This is a genomic window from Streptomyces sp. BRA346 (assembly GCF_052851135.1).
Genome location: NZ_JAIWIH010000035.1, coordinates 61,574 through 77,170 on the forward strand (window position 1 = coordinate 61,574; position 15,597 = coordinate 77,170).

At 73.2% G+C, this 15,597-nt stretch carries 16 protein-coding genes; 7 read left to right on the forward strand and 9 right to left on the reverse strand.

All coding sequences use genetic code 11. The features are described from left to right. Positions 1-2: 2 nt before the first annotated feature. Positions 3-593: an HhH-GPD-type base excision DNA repair protein gene (locus LCH29_RS32640; protein WP_446465300.1), complete on the reverse strand. Its 591-nt coding sequence runs from the start codon at positions 591-593 to the stop codon at positions 3-5. Between the two features lie 234 nt (positions 594-827). Here LCH29_RS32640 and LCH29_RS32645 point away from each other — a divergent pair, with 234 nt between their 5' ends. Both LCH29_RS32645 and LCH29_RS32650 read left to right on the forward strand, forming a co-directional pair. Beyond that, positions 828-1,613, forward strand: a complete 786-nt coding sequence (locus LCH29_RS32645) for a SigB/SigF/SigG family RNA polymerase sigma factor (protein WP_446465301.1) — start codon at positions 828-830, stop codon at positions 1,611-1,613. Positions 1,614-1,650: 37 nt separating this feature from the next. Further along, complete coding sequence (locus LCH29_RS32650; protein ID WP_446465302.1) at positions 1,651-2,313, forward strand: dienelactone hydrolase family protein; 663 nt, start codon at positions 1,651-1,653, stop codon at positions 2,311-2,313. A gap of 133 nt (positions 2,314-2,446) precedes the next feature. Here LCH29_RS32650 and LCH29_RS32655 read toward each other — a convergent pair whose 3' ends face one another. After that, positions 2,447-3,508, reverse strand: a complete 1,062-nt coding sequence (locus LCH29_RS32655) for an ATP-dependent DNA ligase (protein ID WP_446465303.1) — start codon at positions 3,506-3,508, stop codon at positions 2,447-2,449. A gap of 80 nt (positions 3,509-3,588) precedes the next feature. On the opposite strand from LCH29_RS32655, the gene ligD reads away from it, so the two are divergent. Next, entirely contained in the window at positions 3,589-4,593 is a 1,005-nt protein-coding gene (gene ligD / locus LCH29_RS32660) for a non-homologous end-joining DNA ligase (protein WP_446465304.1), read from the forward strand. Positions 4,594-4,608: 15 nt separating this feature from the next. Then, entirely contained in the window at positions 4,609-5,595 is a 987-nt protein-coding gene (locus LCH29_RS32665; RefSeq protein WP_446465305.1) for a GlxA family transcriptional regulator, read from the forward strand. A gap of 198 nt (positions 5,596-5,793) precedes the next feature. Here LCH29_RS32665 and LCH29_RS32670 read toward each other — a convergent pair whose 3' ends face one another. The 4 genes from LCH29_RS32670 to LCH29_RS32685 form a co-directional block, all read right to left on the reverse strand. Beyond that, on the reverse strand, positions 5,794-6,933 hold the full coding sequence (locus tag LCH29_RS32670) for an asparaginase (protein WP_446465306.1): 1,140 nt from the start codon (positions 6,931-6,933) through the stop codon (positions 5,794-5,796). A 47-nt stretch (positions 6,934-6,980) separates the two neighbouring features. Continuing rightward, positions 6,981-9,110: a SpoIIE family protein phosphatase gene (locus tag LCH29_RS32675; protein ID WP_446465307.1), complete on the reverse strand. Its 2,130-nt coding sequence runs from the start codon at positions 9,108-9,110 to the stop codon at positions 6,981-6,983. A gap of 88 nt (positions 9,111-9,198) precedes the next feature. Beyond that, positions 9,199-10,053, reverse strand: coding sequence for a caspase family protein (locus tag LCH29_RS32680; RefSeq protein ID WP_446465308.1), 855 nt, complete (start codon positions 10,051-10,053; stop codon positions 9,199-9,201). Positions 10,054-10,195: 142 nt separating this feature from the next. After that, a complete protein-coding gene (locus LCH29_RS32685) occupies positions 10,196-10,837 on the reverse strand; it encodes a TetR/AcrR family transcriptional regulator (RefSeq protein ID WP_446465309.1) in 642 nt (213 codons plus the stop codon). Positions 10,838-10,932: 95 nt separating this feature from the next. On the opposite strand from LCH29_RS32685, the gene LCH29_RS32690 reads away from it, so the two are divergent. Next, a complete protein-coding gene (locus LCH29_RS32690; protein WP_446465310.1) occupies positions 10,933-11,358 on the forward strand; it encodes a nuclear transport factor 2 family protein in 426 nt (141 codons plus the stop codon). Beyond that, on the forward strand, positions 11,351-12,235 hold the full coding sequence (locus LCH29_RS32695; protein WP_446465311.1) for an NmrA family NAD(P)-binding protein: 885 nt from the start codon (positions 11,351-11,353) through the stop codon (positions 12,233-12,235). Before LCH29_RS32690 ends, LCH29_RS32695 begins: the two co-directional genes overlap by 8 nt. Positions 12,236-12,241: 6 nt before the next feature. Here the strand turns inward: LCH29_RS32695 and LCH29_RS32700 are convergent, their stop codons facing one another. The 3 genes from LCH29_RS32700 to LCH29_RS32710 all read right to left on the reverse strand — a co-directional run bounded on the left by LCH29_RS32700 (position 12,242) and on the right by LCH29_RS32710 (position 14,346). Beyond that, positions 12,242-13,003, reverse strand: a complete 762-nt coding sequence (locus LCH29_RS32700) for a sulfite exporter TauE/SafE family protein (protein WP_446465312.1) — start codon at positions 13,001-13,003, stop codon at positions 12,242-12,244. A gap of 297 nt (positions 13,004-13,300) precedes the next feature. After that, positions 13,301-13,768, reverse strand: coding sequence for a hypothetical protein (locus tag LCH29_RS32705; protein ID WP_039936494.1), 468 nt, complete (start codon positions 13,766-13,768; stop codon positions 13,301-13,303). Beyond that, entirely contained in the window at positions 13,765-14,346 is a 582-nt protein-coding gene (locus LCH29_RS32710; RefSeq protein WP_446465313.1) for an ATP-binding protein, read from the reverse strand. The genes LCH29_RS32705 and LCH29_RS32710 overlap by 4 nt, the downstream gene beginning before the upstream one ends. Positions 14,347-14,700: 354 nt before the next feature. On the opposite strand from LCH29_RS32710, the gene LCH29_RS32715 reads away from it, so the two are divergent. Next, entirely contained in the window at positions 14,701-15,534 is an 834-nt protein-coding gene (locus LCH29_RS32715) for an SDR family NAD(P)-dependent oxidoreductase (RefSeq protein ID WP_446465314.1), read from the forward strand. The last annotated feature ends 63 nt before the right edge of the window (positions 15,535-15,597 follow it).

The window sequence follows — 15,597 nt, forward strand, 5'->3', positions numbered from 1 at the left end:
GTTCAGGCCCCGGCGCCGCGCGCCTTGGCCTGCTGCTTCATCTGCTGCTTGTGGGCGCGCACCTTGCCGAGCGACTCGGGTCCGGTGATGTCGGCGACCGAGCGGTACGAGCCCTCCTCGCCGTACGACCCCGCCGCCTCGCGCCAGCCCTCGGGCCGCACCCCGAACCGCTTGCCGAGCAGGGCCAGGAAGATCTGGGACTTCTGCTTGCCGTAGCCGGGCAGCGCGTTCAGCCGTTTGAGGAGTTCGGCGCCGGTGGGGGCGTCGCGCCACAGGGCGGCCGCATCGCCGTCGTAGTGCTCGACCAGGTACTGGCACAGCTGCTGGATCCGCTTGGCCATCGACCCGGGGTAGCGGTGCACGGCCGGTTTCTCCGACAGCAGCTCCGGGAACCGCTCGGGGTCGTACGCGGCGATCTCATGGGCGTCCAGGTCGTCGGCGCCCATCCGCCGCGCGATCGTGTACGGGCCGGTGAACGCCCATTCCATGGGCACCTGCTGATCGAGCAGCATGCCGGTCAGGAGGGCGAGGGGGCTGCGCGCGAGCAGGGCGTCGGCCTCGGGCTGCTGGGCGAGACGAAGGGTGGCGTCCATCCCCGGCGGATACCCACCGCTCCGACACCGAATCACCCAGCGTCACAATTCCCCCCAAAGATGCAGGAATGGTGAGGCGATTTGGCCGAATTGCACGACCTTGGGGGGCGTGCGAGCCTGGTTGCGACCGCAGAACCGACCGTGCAACCGATCGCCCTCTCAAGAGCGGGACCTCACCGCTTCACCGCTGTGCCGCGGGCAGGCCGTGACATCGGACCACGGAGGCGAGTGACCATGTCAGCAACCGCGACTCGCCGCCGACGCCATGACGACACCCCCGACACCGGCGGCGCCTTTCTGCGCATGTCCCGGCTGCCGTCCGGGCCGGAGCGCGACGCGCTGCGCGAGGCGATCATCTGCGAGTGGCTGCCGGTGGCCAAACGCCTGGCGCTGCGCTTCCGCAACAAGGGCGAGAACATGGAGGACCTCACCCAGGTCGCCTCGCTGGCCCTGGTGAAGGCCGTCGACCGCTACAACCCGGACCTCGGCCACGCCTTCCCCTCGTACGCGATCCCCGTCATCACCGGCGAGCTGAAGCGCCACTTCCGCGACTATCTGTGGACGCTGCACATCCCGCGCAACATCCAGGAGGTCCGCTCCCGCACCCGCTCGGCGCGCGACGCGCTGGAACAGGAGCTGGGCGGCCGTACCCCGACCGTCGGGGAGATCAGCACCCGCACCGGCATGCCGCAGGAGGACGTGCGCGCCGGTCTGGAGGCGAGCGCCTCCTGCACCCCGCTGTCCCTCAACGCCGCGGTGCAGGGTGCCGAGGAGCGGCTGCTCGCCGAGACGGTCGGCGCGGACGACGCCGCGATCGAACGGGTCGTCAACCGGGAGTCGCTGCGGGTGCTCATCGCGGACCTCTCCGAACAGGACCGCTACGTGCTCTACCTGCGGTTCTTCGCCGGGCTTTCGCAGAGCCAGATCGGCGAGATCCTCGGCTTCTCCCAGATGCACATATCCCGCAGGCTGTCCCGGCTCTACAGCGAGCTGCGCCAGGGGCTGCTGGCCCACGCGTAGCCCACGTAGTCCACCATGCTCCCGGCAGGAGGTGCCGATGCGCTCCGAGACCGCCCGTATCGCCGCGGACGACGCCCTGCTCGTGGGCGATCTGGCCCTTCCCGAACACCCCTCGGCCGTGGTCGCCTTCGCCCACGGCAGCGGCAGTTCCCGGCACAGCCCGCGCAACCGCGCGGTGGCCGCGGTACTCCAGGAGGCGGGGCTCGCGACGCTGCTGTTCGACCTGCTCACCGACGCCGAGGAGCGGGTGGACGCGATCACCGCGGAGCACCGCTTCGACATCCCACTGCTGGGCCGGCGGCTGGTGGCGGCGGTCGACTGGCTCGCCGGGCACCCCGGCACCAGCGGACTGCCGGTCGGCCTGTTCGGAGCCAGTACGGGCGCGGCGGCGGCCCTGACCGCCGCGGCGGAGCGGCCCGAGCGGGTGCGGGCCGTGGTGTCCCGGGGCGGGCGCCCGGACCTGGCGGGCGGGGTGCTGAACCGGGTGGGCGCGCCGGTGCTGCTGGTGGTCGGCGGGGACGACCACGAGGTGCTGGGCCTGAACGAGCAGGCCGCCGCGATGCTGGCCGCGCCGCACGAGGTCCATGTGGTGCCCGGGGCGACCCACCTCTTCGAGGAGCCCGGGGCGCTGGAACAGGCGGCGGAGGCGGCGCGGGACTGGTTCGCGCGCATGGCCGAGCAGCACGACGCCCAGCGCTAGGGGGTGTCTTGTCGGTCAGGCCGGATCAGCGAGCGGCGTCAGGGGGCACCTCCCAGCGGTAGCTGGGGGAGCGGTACATCGCAACCCGCGTGAGGAGAGCGCAGCGGCGCTGCGATCGGCAAGACACCCCCTACTAGGTACCCAGCACCTCGCGCAGGTCGTACGAGACCGGCTCCTCCAACTGTGCGTAGGTGCAGCTCTCCGGCTCGCGGTCGGGCCGCCAGCGCCGGAACCGGGCGGTGTGCCGGAAGCGGTCGCCCTGCATGTGGTCGTACGCCACCTCGCACACCCGCTCCGGGCGCAGCGGCAGCCAGGAGAGGTCCTTGACGCCGGTCCAGCGGCTGGGCGCGCCCGGCATCCGGCTCTGGGCGTGGGCCTCCTCGCGCGCCCAGTCGGCCCACGGGTGGCCCTCGACGGACTCCATGCGCAGCGGCTCCAGTTCGGTCATCAGTTCGTGGCGGCGGCGCATCGGGAAGGCGGCGCAGACGCCGACGTGCTGGAGGCGGCCGGTGGCGTCGTGCAGGCCGAGCAGCAGGGAGCCGACGACCGGTCCGGACTTGTGCAGCCGCAAGCCCGCCACCACGCAGTCGGCGGTCCGCTCGTGCTTGACCTTGACCATGACGCGCTCGCCGGGCCGGTAGCCGAGGTCGGGGCGCTTGGCGACGATGCCGTCGAGCCCGGCGCCCTCGTAGTGGTCGAACCACCGCCGGGCCACGTCGACGTCGTCGGTCCAGGGGGCGGTGAAGACGGGGTCGGTGGCCTCGCGCAGCGCCTCGGTCAGGGCGTCGCGACGCTCTCCGAGGGGTGCGTCCATGTACGAGGTGTCGCCGAGGGCGAGGAGGTCGAACGCGACGAAGCCCGCCGGGGTGGTACGGGCCAGCATCCGCACCCGGGAGTCGGCGGGGTGGATGCGCTCCAGGAGGGCGTCGAAGTCGAGGCGCCCCTCGCGCGCGATGACGATCTCGCCGTCCAGGACGCAGCGCGGCGGCAGATGGGTGCGGAAGGCGTCGACGAGTTCGGGGAAGTAGCGGGTGAGCGGCTTGCCGGTGCGGCTGCCGACCTCGACCTCGTCCCCGTCGCGGAACACGATGGCCCGGAAGCCGTCCCACTTCGCCTCGTACCGCATACCGGGCGGGATCGTGGCCACCGACTTGGCCAGCATCGGTGCCACCGGGGGCATCACCGGAAGGTCCATGATGTCTTCGATTGTGCGGCCGCCGGGGCCCGCGCGCCCGCCGGGAGGTGGAGCGGGCGGAGTGGACCTAGCGTTGGTATATGGCAGAGACGGTGGAGCTCGACGTCGGTGGGCGCACGGTACGGCTGTCCAGCCCCGGGAAGGTGTACTTCCCGGAGCGGGGCTTCACCAAGCTCGACCTGGCCCGCTACTACCTCGCCGTCGGCGACGGTGCGCTGCGCGCGCTGCGGGACCGGCCGACGACGCTGGAGCGCTACCCGGAGGGGGTGGCGGGGGAATCGTTCTTCCAGAAGCGGGCGCCGAAGAACCTTCCCGACTGGATCCCGACCGGCCGCATCTCCTTCCCCAGCGGGCGGTACGCGGACGAGCTGTGCCCCACGGAGACGGCGGCCGTGGTGTGGGCCGCCAACCTGGGCTGTCTGACCTTCCATCCGTGGCCGGTGCGGCGCGGCGACACCGACCACCCCGATGAGCTGCGCATCGACCTCGACCCGCAGCCGGGCACCGACTACGGGGACGCGGTACGGGCCGCGGGCGAGCTGCGCCAGGTGCTGGACGAGCTGGGACTGCGGGGCTGGCCCAAGACCTCCGGCGGGCGGGGGCTGCACGTCTTCGTGCCCATCGCGCCGGAGTGGACCTTCACCCAGGTGCGGCGCTCGGCGATCGCGGTCGCGCGCGAGCTGGAGCGACGGGCGCCGGAGCGGATCACCACGGCGTGGTGGAAGGAGGAGCGCGGCGAGAAGATCTTCGTGGACTACAACCAGACCGCGCGGGACCGCACCATCGCCAGCGCCTATTCCGTACGCCCCCGGCCGCACGCCCCGGTCTCCGCGCCGTTGCGCTGGGACGAGGTGCCCGACGCCCGGCCGCGCGACTTCGACCTGGCCACCATGCCGGTGCGCTACCGGGAAGTGGGCGATGTGCACGCGGACATGGACGAGCACGCGTACCGGCTGGAATCCGCGCTGGAACTGGCCGACCGCGACGAGCGGGATCACGGCCTCGGCGATCTCCCGTATCCGCCGGAGCACCCCAAGATGAAGGGCGAGCCGAAGCGGGTGCAGCCGAGCCGGGCCAAGCGGTAGTGCCACAATCGGGCCATGGCCGTCTTCACGCATCCGGACCGCCACCGGGTGGCCGTGCTCGTCCGGCACGGGATGCTGCCGTTCGAGCTGGGCATGGCGCACCGCCTGTTCGGCCGGGCCGTCTCGGCGTCCGGCGAGCCGCTGTACGAGGTGGTGACGTGTGCGCTGGTGCCCGGTGAGGTGCGTACGGACTCCGACGTCAGCGTGAACGTCGCCCATGGCCCGGAGGCGCTGGCCGAGGCCGACACGGTGATCGTCCCGGCCGCCAACGAGAAGGACGAGCCGCAGACCGAGGGCCGTCTCGGCCCCGCGCTGGCCGACGCCTTCGCCCTCATCCGGCGGCCCGGCACCCGCATCGCCTCCATCTGCACCGGCGCGTTCGTCCTGGCCGCGGCCGGGCTGCTGGACGGCCGCCGGGCGACGACGCACTGGCAGGCCGCCGACCAGTTCCGGGCGCTGTACCCGTCGGTCGAGCTGGACCCGGACGTCCTGTACGCCGACGAGGGCGACGTCCTCACCTCCGCCGGGGACGCCTCCGGCATCGATCTGCTGCTGCATCTGATCCGGCTCGACCACGGCTCCGCGGTGGCGGGCGAGGTCGCGCGGGGCGCCGTGGTGGCGCCGCACCGCGACGGCGGCCAGGCCCAGTTCATCCGCCGCCCCGTCCCCGCGCCGCACGGCTCCTCCACCCGGGAGGCGCGGGCCTGGGCCCTGACCCGCCTCGACCGCCCGCTGACCCTCGCGGAGCTGGCCGCGCACGAGTCGATGAGCGTGCGGACGTTCTCGCGCCGGTTCCGGGAGGAGGTCGGCATGACGCCCGTGACCTGGCTGACCCAGCGCCGGGTGGAGCGGGCGTGCCAGCTGCTGGAGGAGACGGATCTGCCGGTGGACCAGGTGGCGGCGGAGGCGGGCTTCGGCACGGCGGCGTCGCTGAGGATGCACCTGCGCGACGCGCTGGGCGTGTCCCCGAGCGCGTACCGCTGCACCTTCCGCGGCGAGTAGCGCCCCCGGGCCGACGCCGGCTCCAGGGGGTGTCTTGTCGATCAGGCCGGATCAGCGAGCGGCGTCAGGGGGCACCCCCAGCGGTAGCTGGGGGAGGCGCTGCGTGCGACGAGCGCGGGGCCGCGAGGTGCCGCCCGCCGCGGCAGCGGCTGATGTCACAGCGGCGCCGGGAGCCCGGCATGATCGGCAAGACACCCCCTAGCGCCGGGGCGATACCGGCCGCTCCGCGCCCAGGGTGGTGAACCAGTGCTGGATCCGGTCCTCGTTGTGGGTCCGCGCCAGCGACAGCGTGAGCAGGATCCGGGCCTTCTGCGGGGTCAGGTCCTGCGCGCCGACCACGCCGCGTTCGTGCGGGTCGTACACCGCGCCCGAGCCGGTGCGGGAGGCGGACGCGAAGAGCACGCCGTTCTTCACGGCGTCGTCGCGGGCCTCCGTCATGGCCGGGGAGAGGCCGCCCGCGCCGGTTCCCGCGGTGACGACACCGGCCGCGCCCGCGTCGGCGAACGCCTTGACGGCCTCGGGCCCGGCGCCCTGGTAGCTGTAGGCGATCTCGACCTTCGGCAGCGGCCGCCGGGCGATGCGGTCCAGGTCGAAGGGGGTCTTCCAGCCCGGCTTGCCGCACTGCTGGACGCGGGCCGGGGCCCGGTCGATGCGGATGTGGTTCTGGTCGACGACGCCCAGCTCACCGCTGCTGCCGCTGGTGAAGGCGTTGAGCCGCAGCGCGTCGGCCTTGCGGACCTCGCGGGCGGCCTGGATCTGGTCGTTGAGCATGACGACCGTGCCGAAGCAGGTGGTGCGGCCACTGGCGGCGAGGCGGATCGCGTTGTAGAGGTTGGCGGGGCCGTCGGAGCCGATGACCGTCCAGGGGCGCAGGGCGCCGGTGAGCACCACGGGCTTGTCGCTGCGGACGGTGAGGTCCAGCCAGTACGCGAACTCCTCCATGGTGTCCGTGCCGGCGGTGACGACGACCGCGTCGTTGGTGCGCAGCGCGTCGTCGACCGCGGTGGTGAGCCGCCGGTACTCGGGGAGGGAGTAGTCGTTGGAGTCCTTGTTGCCGAACTGCCGCGTCGTGACGTCGGCGAGCCGGTTCACCTCGGGTCTGAGGTCCTCGACCAGCCGGGACACCGGGAGCTGTCCGGCTTCGTAGCTCTGGAAGGACACCCGGCTCTTGCTGACGCCCGCGATGGTGCCGCCGGTGCCGATGACGGCGACCTGCGGCTCGGGTCCGCGCTCCGGCTCCGGTGACCGTTCGGCGACGGCGAGGGCCGCGGCCGGGGTGCCGAGGCCGACGGCGATCAGGGTGATCAGGACGGCGGAGCCGCGGGCGATCCGGTGCATGGGACACCACCCAAGGTGGCATGTGTGGCCATAAGCGAATATGCGGACTATTCACCGTAACCACGTTTCCCCGGCGGCGGCGAGGCAGCCGAGGGCGAGCGCCCGCACAGCCGCGCCAGCAGCAGCGCCACATCGTCGTCCGGCGCCCCGTGCAGCGCCGCGAGCACCTGGTCGCAGATCCGGTCCAGCGGGCCGTGGTGGTGGCGGCGCAGCAGCTGGACCAGGGTGTGCAGCCCGACGTCCAGCGACTCGTGCCGCTTCTCCACCAGACCGTCGGTGAACAGGGCCAGCACCGCGCCCTCGGCCAGGTCGCAGTCGACCGCGGCGAACGGGACGCCGCCGACGCCCAGCGGTGCGCCGCTGGGGATGTCCAGCAGCTCGGCGTCGCCGTCCGGGTGGACCAGGACCGGCGGCAGATGGCCCGCGGTGGACAGCTCGCAGTGCCCGGTGCGGGGGTCGCAGACCGCGTACAGGCAGGTGGCGATGGAGTCCCCCAGGGTCTGGGTGATCTCGTCCAGGTGGCGCAGCAGCTCGACGGGCGGCAGGTCGAGCCTGGAGAAGGCGCGGGTCGCGGTGCGCAGCTGCCCCATGATCGCGGCGGCGTGGATGCCCTTGCCCATGACGTCCCCGACGACCAGGCCGACGCGGCCGTCCTTCATCGGCAGCACATCGAACCAGTCGCCGCCCGCCGCGCTGACCGCGGGCAGATAGCGGGAGGCGGTCTCCAGGCCGTCGAGGTCGCGCGGCGGCAGGGACAGCAGGCTGCGCTGGAGGGTGAGCGCGGCGTCGCGTTCCCGCCCGTACAGCCGGGCGTTGTCGATGGCGAGGGCGGCGCGCATGGCCAGCTCACAGGCGAGGGTGAGGTCGTCCTCGTCGAACGGCTTGGTGTTGACCGTGCGGTGCAGGCTGAGGGTGCCGAGCACGCTGCCGCGGGCGATGAGCGGGGCCGCGATGTAGGAGTGGACGCCCTCGCGCCGCAGCACGTCGGCGGCGGCCTCGTCCCGCGCGATGCGGCGTATGTCCTGCTCGGAGGTGTGGGGCACCAGGATCGGCGCGCCGTCGCGCACGCACTGGGCGATCAGGCGGTTCGCGCCGTAGCGGGCGATCTCGCCGACCGGGTCGGCGGCGTGGACGGCCTCGGTGGGATAGCCTGCGGCGACGGCGAGGGCCCGGAAGCGGGCCGAGCCGTCGCTGCGCACCCGGGCCACGGGTTCGCGGTGCACCACCGCGTCGAGGACGTCGACGGCCGCGAGGTCGGCGAGCCGGGGCACCGCCACGTCGGCGAGTTCCTGGGCGGTCTGCCGCAGGTCCAGGGTGGTGCCGATGCGGACGCCCGCGTCGGCGACGACGGCCAGCCGCTCGCGCGCCTCGGCGACCTCGCTGGCCGCCCGGTGGCGTGCGGACACGTCGATGACGGAGACGGCGATGCCCAGGACCCGGCCACCGGCGTCCTCCAGCCGGTAGTACGACTCCGACCAGGCGTGGTCGTGGTCGGGGTCAGCGGGGGTCCGGCCGATGGTCTGGTGGTCCAGGATCGGTTCCCCGGTGGCCAGGACGCGCCGCATGGCGGTCTCGATGGCCTCGGTGTCGAGCCCGGGCAGCATCTCGCTGATCCGGCGCCCGCGCACCAGGGGTTCGGGCATGCCGTTCATGCTCTGGAGCGCCGGGTTGGCGCGCTGCCACCGCAGCTCCGTGTCGAAGACCGCGAGCCCGACGGGCGACTGCTCGATCAGCAGGCCCGATACGGCCAGGTCGGTCTCGACCCGCCGTACGGTCCCCTCGTCGGCGGCCAGCCCGAGGGCGTACGCGTCGCCGTGGCGGTCGTGGAGGCCCATGGTGTGGAACTCGACGCGCACGGTGGTGCCGTCCCGGCGCCGGACGGGGAAGACGCCCGCCCAGGTGTCGCCCGCCCGGACCCGGGCGAACAGGTCCCTGGCCGCCCGCCGGTCCTCCGGGCGGACGAGCAGATGGTCCGCGCGCCGCCCGAGGGCCTCGGCCGCGGAGAAGCCGAACAGCAACTCCGCCTCGGGGCTCCACAGGGTGATGCGGCCGTCGGCGTCGAGCACCACGGCGGCGACCCGAAGGAGGTCGAGCACCCCGCCCGCGACGGTGGTCAGGCCGTCCCCACCCGTCGGGTCCGCCTCGCTGTCCTGGTCAAGACGGTCATGCGTCGTCATACCGGCACCTCACCGGCTCGCCGTGCCCTCCCTCTGTCATACCTCGCCCCGCGCACCGCCGCACCACCGATGGGGGATGCGGGCACGGTCAGATGGTGAACGGGCGCTGCCGGACGAAGTCCGGGCGCTCGACTCCGGCCGTGACCAGATGGGGGGTCTGGTCCGGGGGCATCCTCCTGACGATCTCCCGGTGCAGCGCGCGGTAGCTGCCCGAGAACACGCCGCCCCGCCACACCTCCAGCAGGGTGCCGGTGAACAGCCCGTTGACGGTGCCGTCGGCGGAGGTCTGGTTGTCCTGACAGCCGGAGATGTGCAGCACGCTGGCGTCGATCTTCGCGAGGTCCTTGGCGGTGCAGGACTTCTGGATCCGGTCGTAGAGGTCGCGGTCGCGCGCGTAGACCGCGGACTGCACGGGCTGGGGCATGGCCCGCAGCCTCCTGCCGACCTCGCGGGGGTCGTCGGTGTCGAAGCGGCGGCCGAGTTCACCCGCGCTCAGCACCTCGGGCAGCCGCCGGGCGACCCTCCCGCTGTGGCAGCTGTCGGAGAGCATCCAGATCCGCACGCCCTTGGCGAACTTGCCGAACAGCGCGAACAGCTCGTCGTCGACCAGCTGGCGGTCGTACAGCGCCCAGGTCCCGTCCAGCCGGTCGCCGGTCTCGTCGTGGTTGAGGTCGGGCACCTGACCGCCGTGGCCGGAGTAGGTGAGGAAGAGGATGTCGCCCTCGGCCAGCCGCCCGGCCGCGGTCTCCAGCGCGGAGGTGACCGCCTCGGCGGTGGCGGCGCCGCCCAGCAGCGGGCCGGTGACCTCGAAGCCCGCGGAACCGGCGAGCCGGGCCATGTCGGTCGCGTCCTGCTCGCAGGCGGTCAGCTCACCGCTCCAGCCGTCGTACGCCAAGAGATCGACCTGGTTGAGTCCGATGTGCACGGAGAGACCGATGGGCATAGGGGCTCCTCGGGTGACGGTCGGTCGGCGAGTGCGCGGCGCGGCCGCCCCGCGGGCGACGGATCGCCCTCCCCAGGATGATGCGCGTGCCTCCCCCGCCCCGCCCTGTTTTCCGGGCCCATACGGGAACGAGGCTGGGGAACTAATCCCCCGTGCCCCGGGTCGCGGGGCGGGACGACAGGGCGTGCACGAGAAGGTCGGCGGTGCGCTCCAGATAGCCGGGCTCGGGCGGCAGGCCCCGCACCGCGATACGCCAGTAGACCGGCGCGGCGAGCAGGTCGAGCGCCAGCTCGCGGTCCGTGTCCGGCGGCAGCTCACCGCGCTCCACCGCCCGGTCCAGCAGGGCGACGGCGCGGGCGCGGCGCGGCGCGCCGATGCCGATGGCGAGCGCCTCCGCCAGCGCCTCGTCCCGGCGCGCCTCGACGATCAGGTCCGGGATGATCCGGCTGAACCGCGGATGGGTCAGCCAGTCGGCGACGGCTTGCAGCGCGGCGAGCACATCGCCGCGCAGCGACCCGGAGTCGGGCAGATCGATCATCGCGACGCTCAGCTCGGACGCGACGTCGATGACCATCTGCTGCTTGGACGGCCACCGCCGGTACAGCGCGCTCTTGCCGACCCCGGCCCGCTTGGCGACGGCCTCCATCGACAGCCGCCCGTAGCCCTGTTCGGCGAGTTCGTCGAGGACGGCGGCGCGGATGGCCTCGGTCTTGGCCGGGCGCAGCGTGGCGGCGCCGCTCGGGGCGCGCCGGGTGGGCGAGGTGGGGCGGGAGGGTTCCGGCATGGACCGACCCTAGCAGATGGACGAGACGGTACCGTTCTGTTTACAGTGCGAACGGGACGGTACCGTCCCGTTCATTCATGCGGAAGGAAAGCGTCATGGACGAACGCGTCAGGGTGTACGAGCGGATGAAGAAGCTCCTGCTCGCCCACGACATGCGGGGGTTCGCGGATCTGTGGGCCGAGGACGGCACCATGGAGTTCCCGTTCGCCCCGCCCGGATGGCCGCGCAGGCTGGAGGGGCGCGCGGCGGTGTGGGACTACGTGCGCGACTACACCGACCACATCGATCTGCGGGCCGTCGCCCAGGAGACCGTGCACCGGACCGCGGACCCGGGCGTCCTGATCGTGGAGTTCACGATGGAGGCCGTCGCCGTCCCCACCGGCCGCCCGCTCCGGATCGACTACGTCGCCGTCATCACCGTCGCGGGCGGCGAGATCGTCTCGTACCGGGACTACTGGAATCCGCTCCTGCTGAACGACGGGATGTCCTTCGCCGCCGAGGGAGGCCGGACCGATGCCTGAGCCCACGACCGGACCTACCGCTGAACCCCTCTCCGGGTCCACCGTGCTGGTCACCGGCGCGACCGGCAACACCGGCTCGCGCGTCGTACGGGGCCTGCGGGAGCGCGGCGCGGCGGTCCGGGCGGCCGCCCGGCGGCCCGGACCGGAGCCGGGCGCGGACGGGGTGCGCTTCGACTGGTACGACCCGGCCACCCATGCCGCCGCGCTGACCGGGGTGGAGCGGGTCTATCTGGTCGCCCCCGTCGGCGAGACCGACCCGGTGCCCCTGGTCGAACCGTTCCTGGCCGCCGCGCTCGACCGGGGCGTACGGCGGGTGGTGCTGCTCAGCTCCTCCGCGATCCCCGCCGACGCGCCGGGCCTGGGCGCGCTGCACCGGCTCGTACGGGACACGGTGCCCGAGTGGGCGGTGCTGCGGCCGTCGTGGTTCATGCAGAACTTCACCGGCGACCACGCGGTGGCCCATGCCATCCGCGGCGACGGCTGGATCGTCACCGCGACCGGTGACGGCCGGGTCGGCTTCGTCGACGCGGACGACATCGCCGCCGTCGCCGTCCGGGCCCTGCTGGATGACCGCCCGCACAACACGGACCACGTCATCACCGGTCCGGAGGCGCTTCGCTACGCCGACGCGGCGCGCATCGTGGCCGAGGTCTCCGGGCGCCGGGTCAGCCATGTCACGGTGGCGCCCGGGGCGTTGCGGGAGCGGCTGGCGGACGCGGGGATACCGCGGGAGTTCGCGGCGGTGCTGGCGGGCCTGGACGAGGACATCCGGGGCGGCGCGGAGGACCGTACGACGGACACGGTCCGCCGGATCACCGGCCGCGAGCCCCGGTCGTTCCGCGACTTCGCGCAGGCCCACCGGGCGGCCTGGGACTAGAGGGCGTCAGCGCAGCAGCAGCTGCAATCCGCCCAGCACGGTCGCCGCGATCACCAGCCGCTCGAAGAGCAGCTGGTCGATGCGGTCGACGCACACCTTGCCGAGGATGGCGCCGGGTATCACGAAGAGGGCGAGGCCCGCGTCCAGCAGCAGGGAGTGGCCGTCGATCAGGCCGAGATTGACGCTGAAGGGCACCTTGCACACGTTCACGATGAAGAAGAACCAGGCCGAGGTGCCCAGGAAGCCGAGCTTCTGGAAGCCGGAGGAGATCAGATAGAGGGACATCACCGGGCCGCCCGCGTTGGCGACCATGGTGGTGAACCCGCCGAGCGCACCGTACGAACCGGCCTTGGCCCGGCCCCCGGTGCCACCGGCCGGCTGTGCGGCCGCCGCCGCGTCCGCCCCCGAGCGCCGCCGCCACACCGTGACGGCGGCCATGAACAGCAGGATCGCGCCGATCGACACGCGCACCGCCGCGTCGTCGGCCCACAGCATGAACACCCAGCCCGCCACCACGCCGACCGCCACCGCGGGGAGCAGCCGCCACAGGGTGGCCCAGTGGGCGTGCCGCCGGTAGGTGAAGACGGCGAGCACATCGCCGACGATGAGCAGCGGCAGCAGCACCCCCGTCGACTCACGGGCGGGCAGTACGGCCGCGAAGATGGCGAGGCTGACCGTGTTGGCCCCGCTGACGGCGGTCTTCGAGAAGCCGACGAGCAGGGCCGCACCGGCGAGCGCGGCCAGTTCCCAAAGGGCGATGGTGTTCATGCCACGACACGATGCTACGTCCCCACCTGCACGAATACGGCGGGGTGGAGCTAGGCGGTCCAAGACCCCCTGGTGAGTGTCGTGCCGATCATGCCGGGCTCCCGACGCCGCGGTGACATCAGCCGCTGCCGCGGCGGGCGGCACCTCGCGGCCCCGCGCTCGTCGCTCCCCCAGCTACCGCTGAAGTGCCCCCCCGCGCTCTCCTCACGCGGGTTGCGAGCTTCCCCCAGCTACCGCTGGGAGGTGCCCCCTGACGCCGCTCGCTGATCCGGCCTGACCGACAAGGACACCCCCTAGTTAGCGCCCCGCCGCCTCCTCCAGCGCGGCCCGCAGCGTACGGCTGTCGGTGAGGCCGTCCCCGGGCCGGGTCAGCCAGACGTGCCCGCGCCGCACGCACCCCGGGCGGGGGCACCGCAGCACCCGGCCCGCCCCGGCCGCCGCGACCGTGCGGCGGCGTGCGTACGGGGTCCCGGCCAGCCAGCGCTTCCACTCGGCCGCGGAGCCGGGCGGGACGAGGAAGGTCAGCACATGGCTGGAGGTCGCCAGCATCACGGGCCCGGTCGCCGCGTCGCGCCGCTGGAGGGCCTGGATCACCGCCGTACCGATGTCGTCGGCCATGCGGACCAGGTCGAAGACGGTGCCCACCGGCAGGTCGGCGAGGCCGTCGCCGCTGGCCCACTGGAGCCGCACCCGTCCGGGGTCGTCGCTGGCGGACAGCAGCCAGTCGGCCGCGTCGGTCTGCACGGTGCCGCCCACAGGACTCATGAGGCGCGCTCGAGCGGCAGGGTGAACCACACCTTCTTCCCCTCGCCGCCCGGTCCCGGCGGTTCGGTGCCCCAGTCGCTGGCCAGGCAGTCGACGATGGCGAGGCCGCGGCCGGACTCCTCGGTCGGCGAGGCGCTGCGGAAGATGGGGATGACGGGCGAGCCGTCGGCGACCTCGACCCGCAGCTCATGGCCCAGGTGTCCGGCGGAGAGTTCGAGGGAGACGGTGATGGTCACGGTGTCGGCGGGGCCGGAGCTGCCGTGCTCGACCGCGTTGGCGAACAGTTCGTTGGTGGCGAGGACGGCGCCGTCCACGAGCGCGCCGAGCCGCCAGTCGTTCAGATGGCCGGTGACCATGCGCCGCACCGCGGCGGCCCGGTCGGGTAAGGCGGGGAATTCGGCCCGGAAGAGCCGACGGGTGACGAGGGCGCTCATCGCCCCCTCCCCGCGCGGTTCGGGCCCGGTGATCCGGATGCAGTGGCGGTTGACGGACACCGCGAGGGCAGGGCGGTCGCGCCCCAGGTCCTCGTCATCGGCCGGTGCCGGCCGCTGCGGCAGTCCTGGGAGGGATCGGCTCACGGTGTCCGTCCTCGTCGGTCTGTGGGCTCTCATGACATACAGGCACATGGGGTGGTTGATGTTCCGTTACGCGGGTAGGCGCTTGCTGGGGACTGACGGCGCTGCATCTGAGCCGGTGGCGGTTGGTGCGCGCCCCCCGTCCGACCCGCCTGGACCGGCTGCCACGGACGGAGTCGACGCGGTCGCGGTTGGTGCCGGAAACCGGCATGGTTCCTCCTTCGAAGGCAGCTCGGAGCGTCATCGGTCACCGTCATGTAGAAAAACGGTTGAACCGACCGGCGGGCGAGAGGGCATGGGGGTTGTCCGGTTGTACGGGCGTAGTGGTTCGGGCTGTACGGCTCTGGCGAGGCAGGCGTGAGCGGCGACCGCGGCGGAGAATCCGCCCCGGTGCCGGGGGCCGGTCCGTCCGATGTGTTCCGCCTGGACGGCAAGCGTGTGCTGGTCACCGGGGGCACCCGGGGACTGGGCGAACAGATCGTGCGGCTGCTGGCCGCGGCCGGGGCGCGGGTGGCCACCTGTGCGCGAACGGCGCGGGATCTGGAGGCCCTTGAGGCGTCGCTCCATACGGAGGGGCCGGGGGCGGTGTTCACCGAGGCCCTCGACCTCACCGCATCGGACCGGCTGGAGGCATTCGTCCAGGCATCGGCGGAACGTTTCGGCGGGTTGGACGGCGTCGTGGCGTGTGCCGGTGGCGCACGGGGCCGCGGCCTGGAGGAGGCGGACGCCCGGGACTGGTCCGCGACCTGGGAGCTGAACGTCGGCCATGCGGCACGGCTGGTCAAGGCCGCCGTGCCGCATCTGCGGCGGAGCGGCAGCGGCTCGGTGGTGGTGATCGCCTCCATCTCCGGGTGGAAACCGGGGCCGCAGGCGCAGTACGGGGCGGCCAAGGCCGCCCAGATCCATCTGGCGGCCTCGCTCGCCCGCGAACTGGGCCCGGACCACATCCGGGTGAACGCCGTCTCGCCCGGCTCGATGCTCATCCCTGGCAAGCGCTGGGACCGCATGCGCGCCGAGGAGCCCGAGCGGTACGCCCGGTTCACGGCCGAGGTCCCCTGCGGCGGGCTGGTCACCCCGCTGGAGGTCGCCCGGGTCGTGGCGTTTCTGCTGTCCGACGCCTCCAGCGGGGTCTCGGGCGCGCATCTGCCCGTGGACCGGGCCCAGAACGCCCCCACCCCGAACGGCTACTGACGCCTGTCAACGGGCCCAGGGGGTGTCACCCGGATCGGGTGACACCCCCTGGGCCCCGGTCAC

What these genes read in the sequence shown, in the direction of transcription:
- LCH29_RS32640 (WP_446465300.1), bottom strand. Translation starts at nt 593, where the DNA reads ATGGACGCCACCCTTCGTCTCGCCCAGCAGCCCGAGGCCGACGCCCTG.
- LCH29_RS32645 (WP_446465301.1), top strand. Translation starts at nt 828, where the DNA reads ATGTCAGCAACCGCGACTCGCCGCCGACGCCATGACGACACCCCCGAC.
- LCH29_RS32650 (WP_446465302.1), top strand. Translation starts at nt 1,651, where the DNA reads ATGCGCTCCGAGACCGCCCGTATCGCCGCGGACGACGCCCTGCTCGTG.
- LCH29_RS32655 (WP_446465303.1), bottom strand. Translation starts at nt 3,508, where the DNA reads ATGGACCTTCCGGTGATGCCCCCGGTGGCACCGATGCTGGCCAAGTCG.
- ligD (WP_446465304.1), top strand. Translation starts at nt 3,589, where the DNA reads ATGGCAGAGACGGTGGAGCTCGACGTCGGTGGGCGCACGGTACGGCTG.
- LCH29_RS32665 (WP_446465305.1), top strand. Translation starts at nt 4,609, where the DNA reads ATGGCCGTCTTCACGCATCCGGACCGCCACCGGGTGGCCGTGCTCGTC.
- LCH29_RS32670 (WP_446465306.1), bottom strand. Translation starts at nt 6,933, where the DNA reads ATGCACCGGATCGCCCGCGGCTCCGCCGTCCTGATCACCCTGATCGCC.
- LCH29_RS32675 (WP_446465307.1), bottom strand. Translation starts at nt 9,110, where the DNA reads ATGACGACGCATGACCGTCTTGACCAGGACAGCGAGGCGGACCCGACG.
- LCH29_RS32680 (WP_446465308.1), bottom strand. Translation starts at nt 10,053, where the DNA reads ATGCCCATCGGTCTCTCCGTGCACATCGGACTCAACCAGGTCGATCTC.
- LCH29_RS32685 (WP_446465309.1), bottom strand. Translation starts at nt 10,837, where the DNA reads ATGCCGGAACCCTCCCGCCCCACCTCGCCCACCCGGCGCGCCCCGAGC.
- LCH29_RS32690 (WP_446465310.1), top strand. Translation starts at nt 10,933, where the DNA reads ATGGACGAACGCGTCAGGGTGTACGAGCGGATGAAGAAGCTCCTGCTC.
- LCH29_RS32695 (WP_446465311.1), top strand. Translation starts at nt 11,351, where the DNA reads ATGCCTGAGCCCACGACCGGACCTACCGCTGAACCCCTCTCCGGGTCC.
- LCH29_RS32700 (WP_446465312.1), bottom strand. Translation starts at nt 13,003, where the DNA reads ATGAACACCATCGCCCTTTGGGAACTGGCCGCGCTCGCCGGTGCGGCC.
- LCH29_RS32705 (WP_039936494.1), bottom strand. Translation starts at nt 13,768, where the DNA reads ATGAGTCCTGTGGGCGGCACCGTGCAGACCGACGCGGCCGACTGGCTG.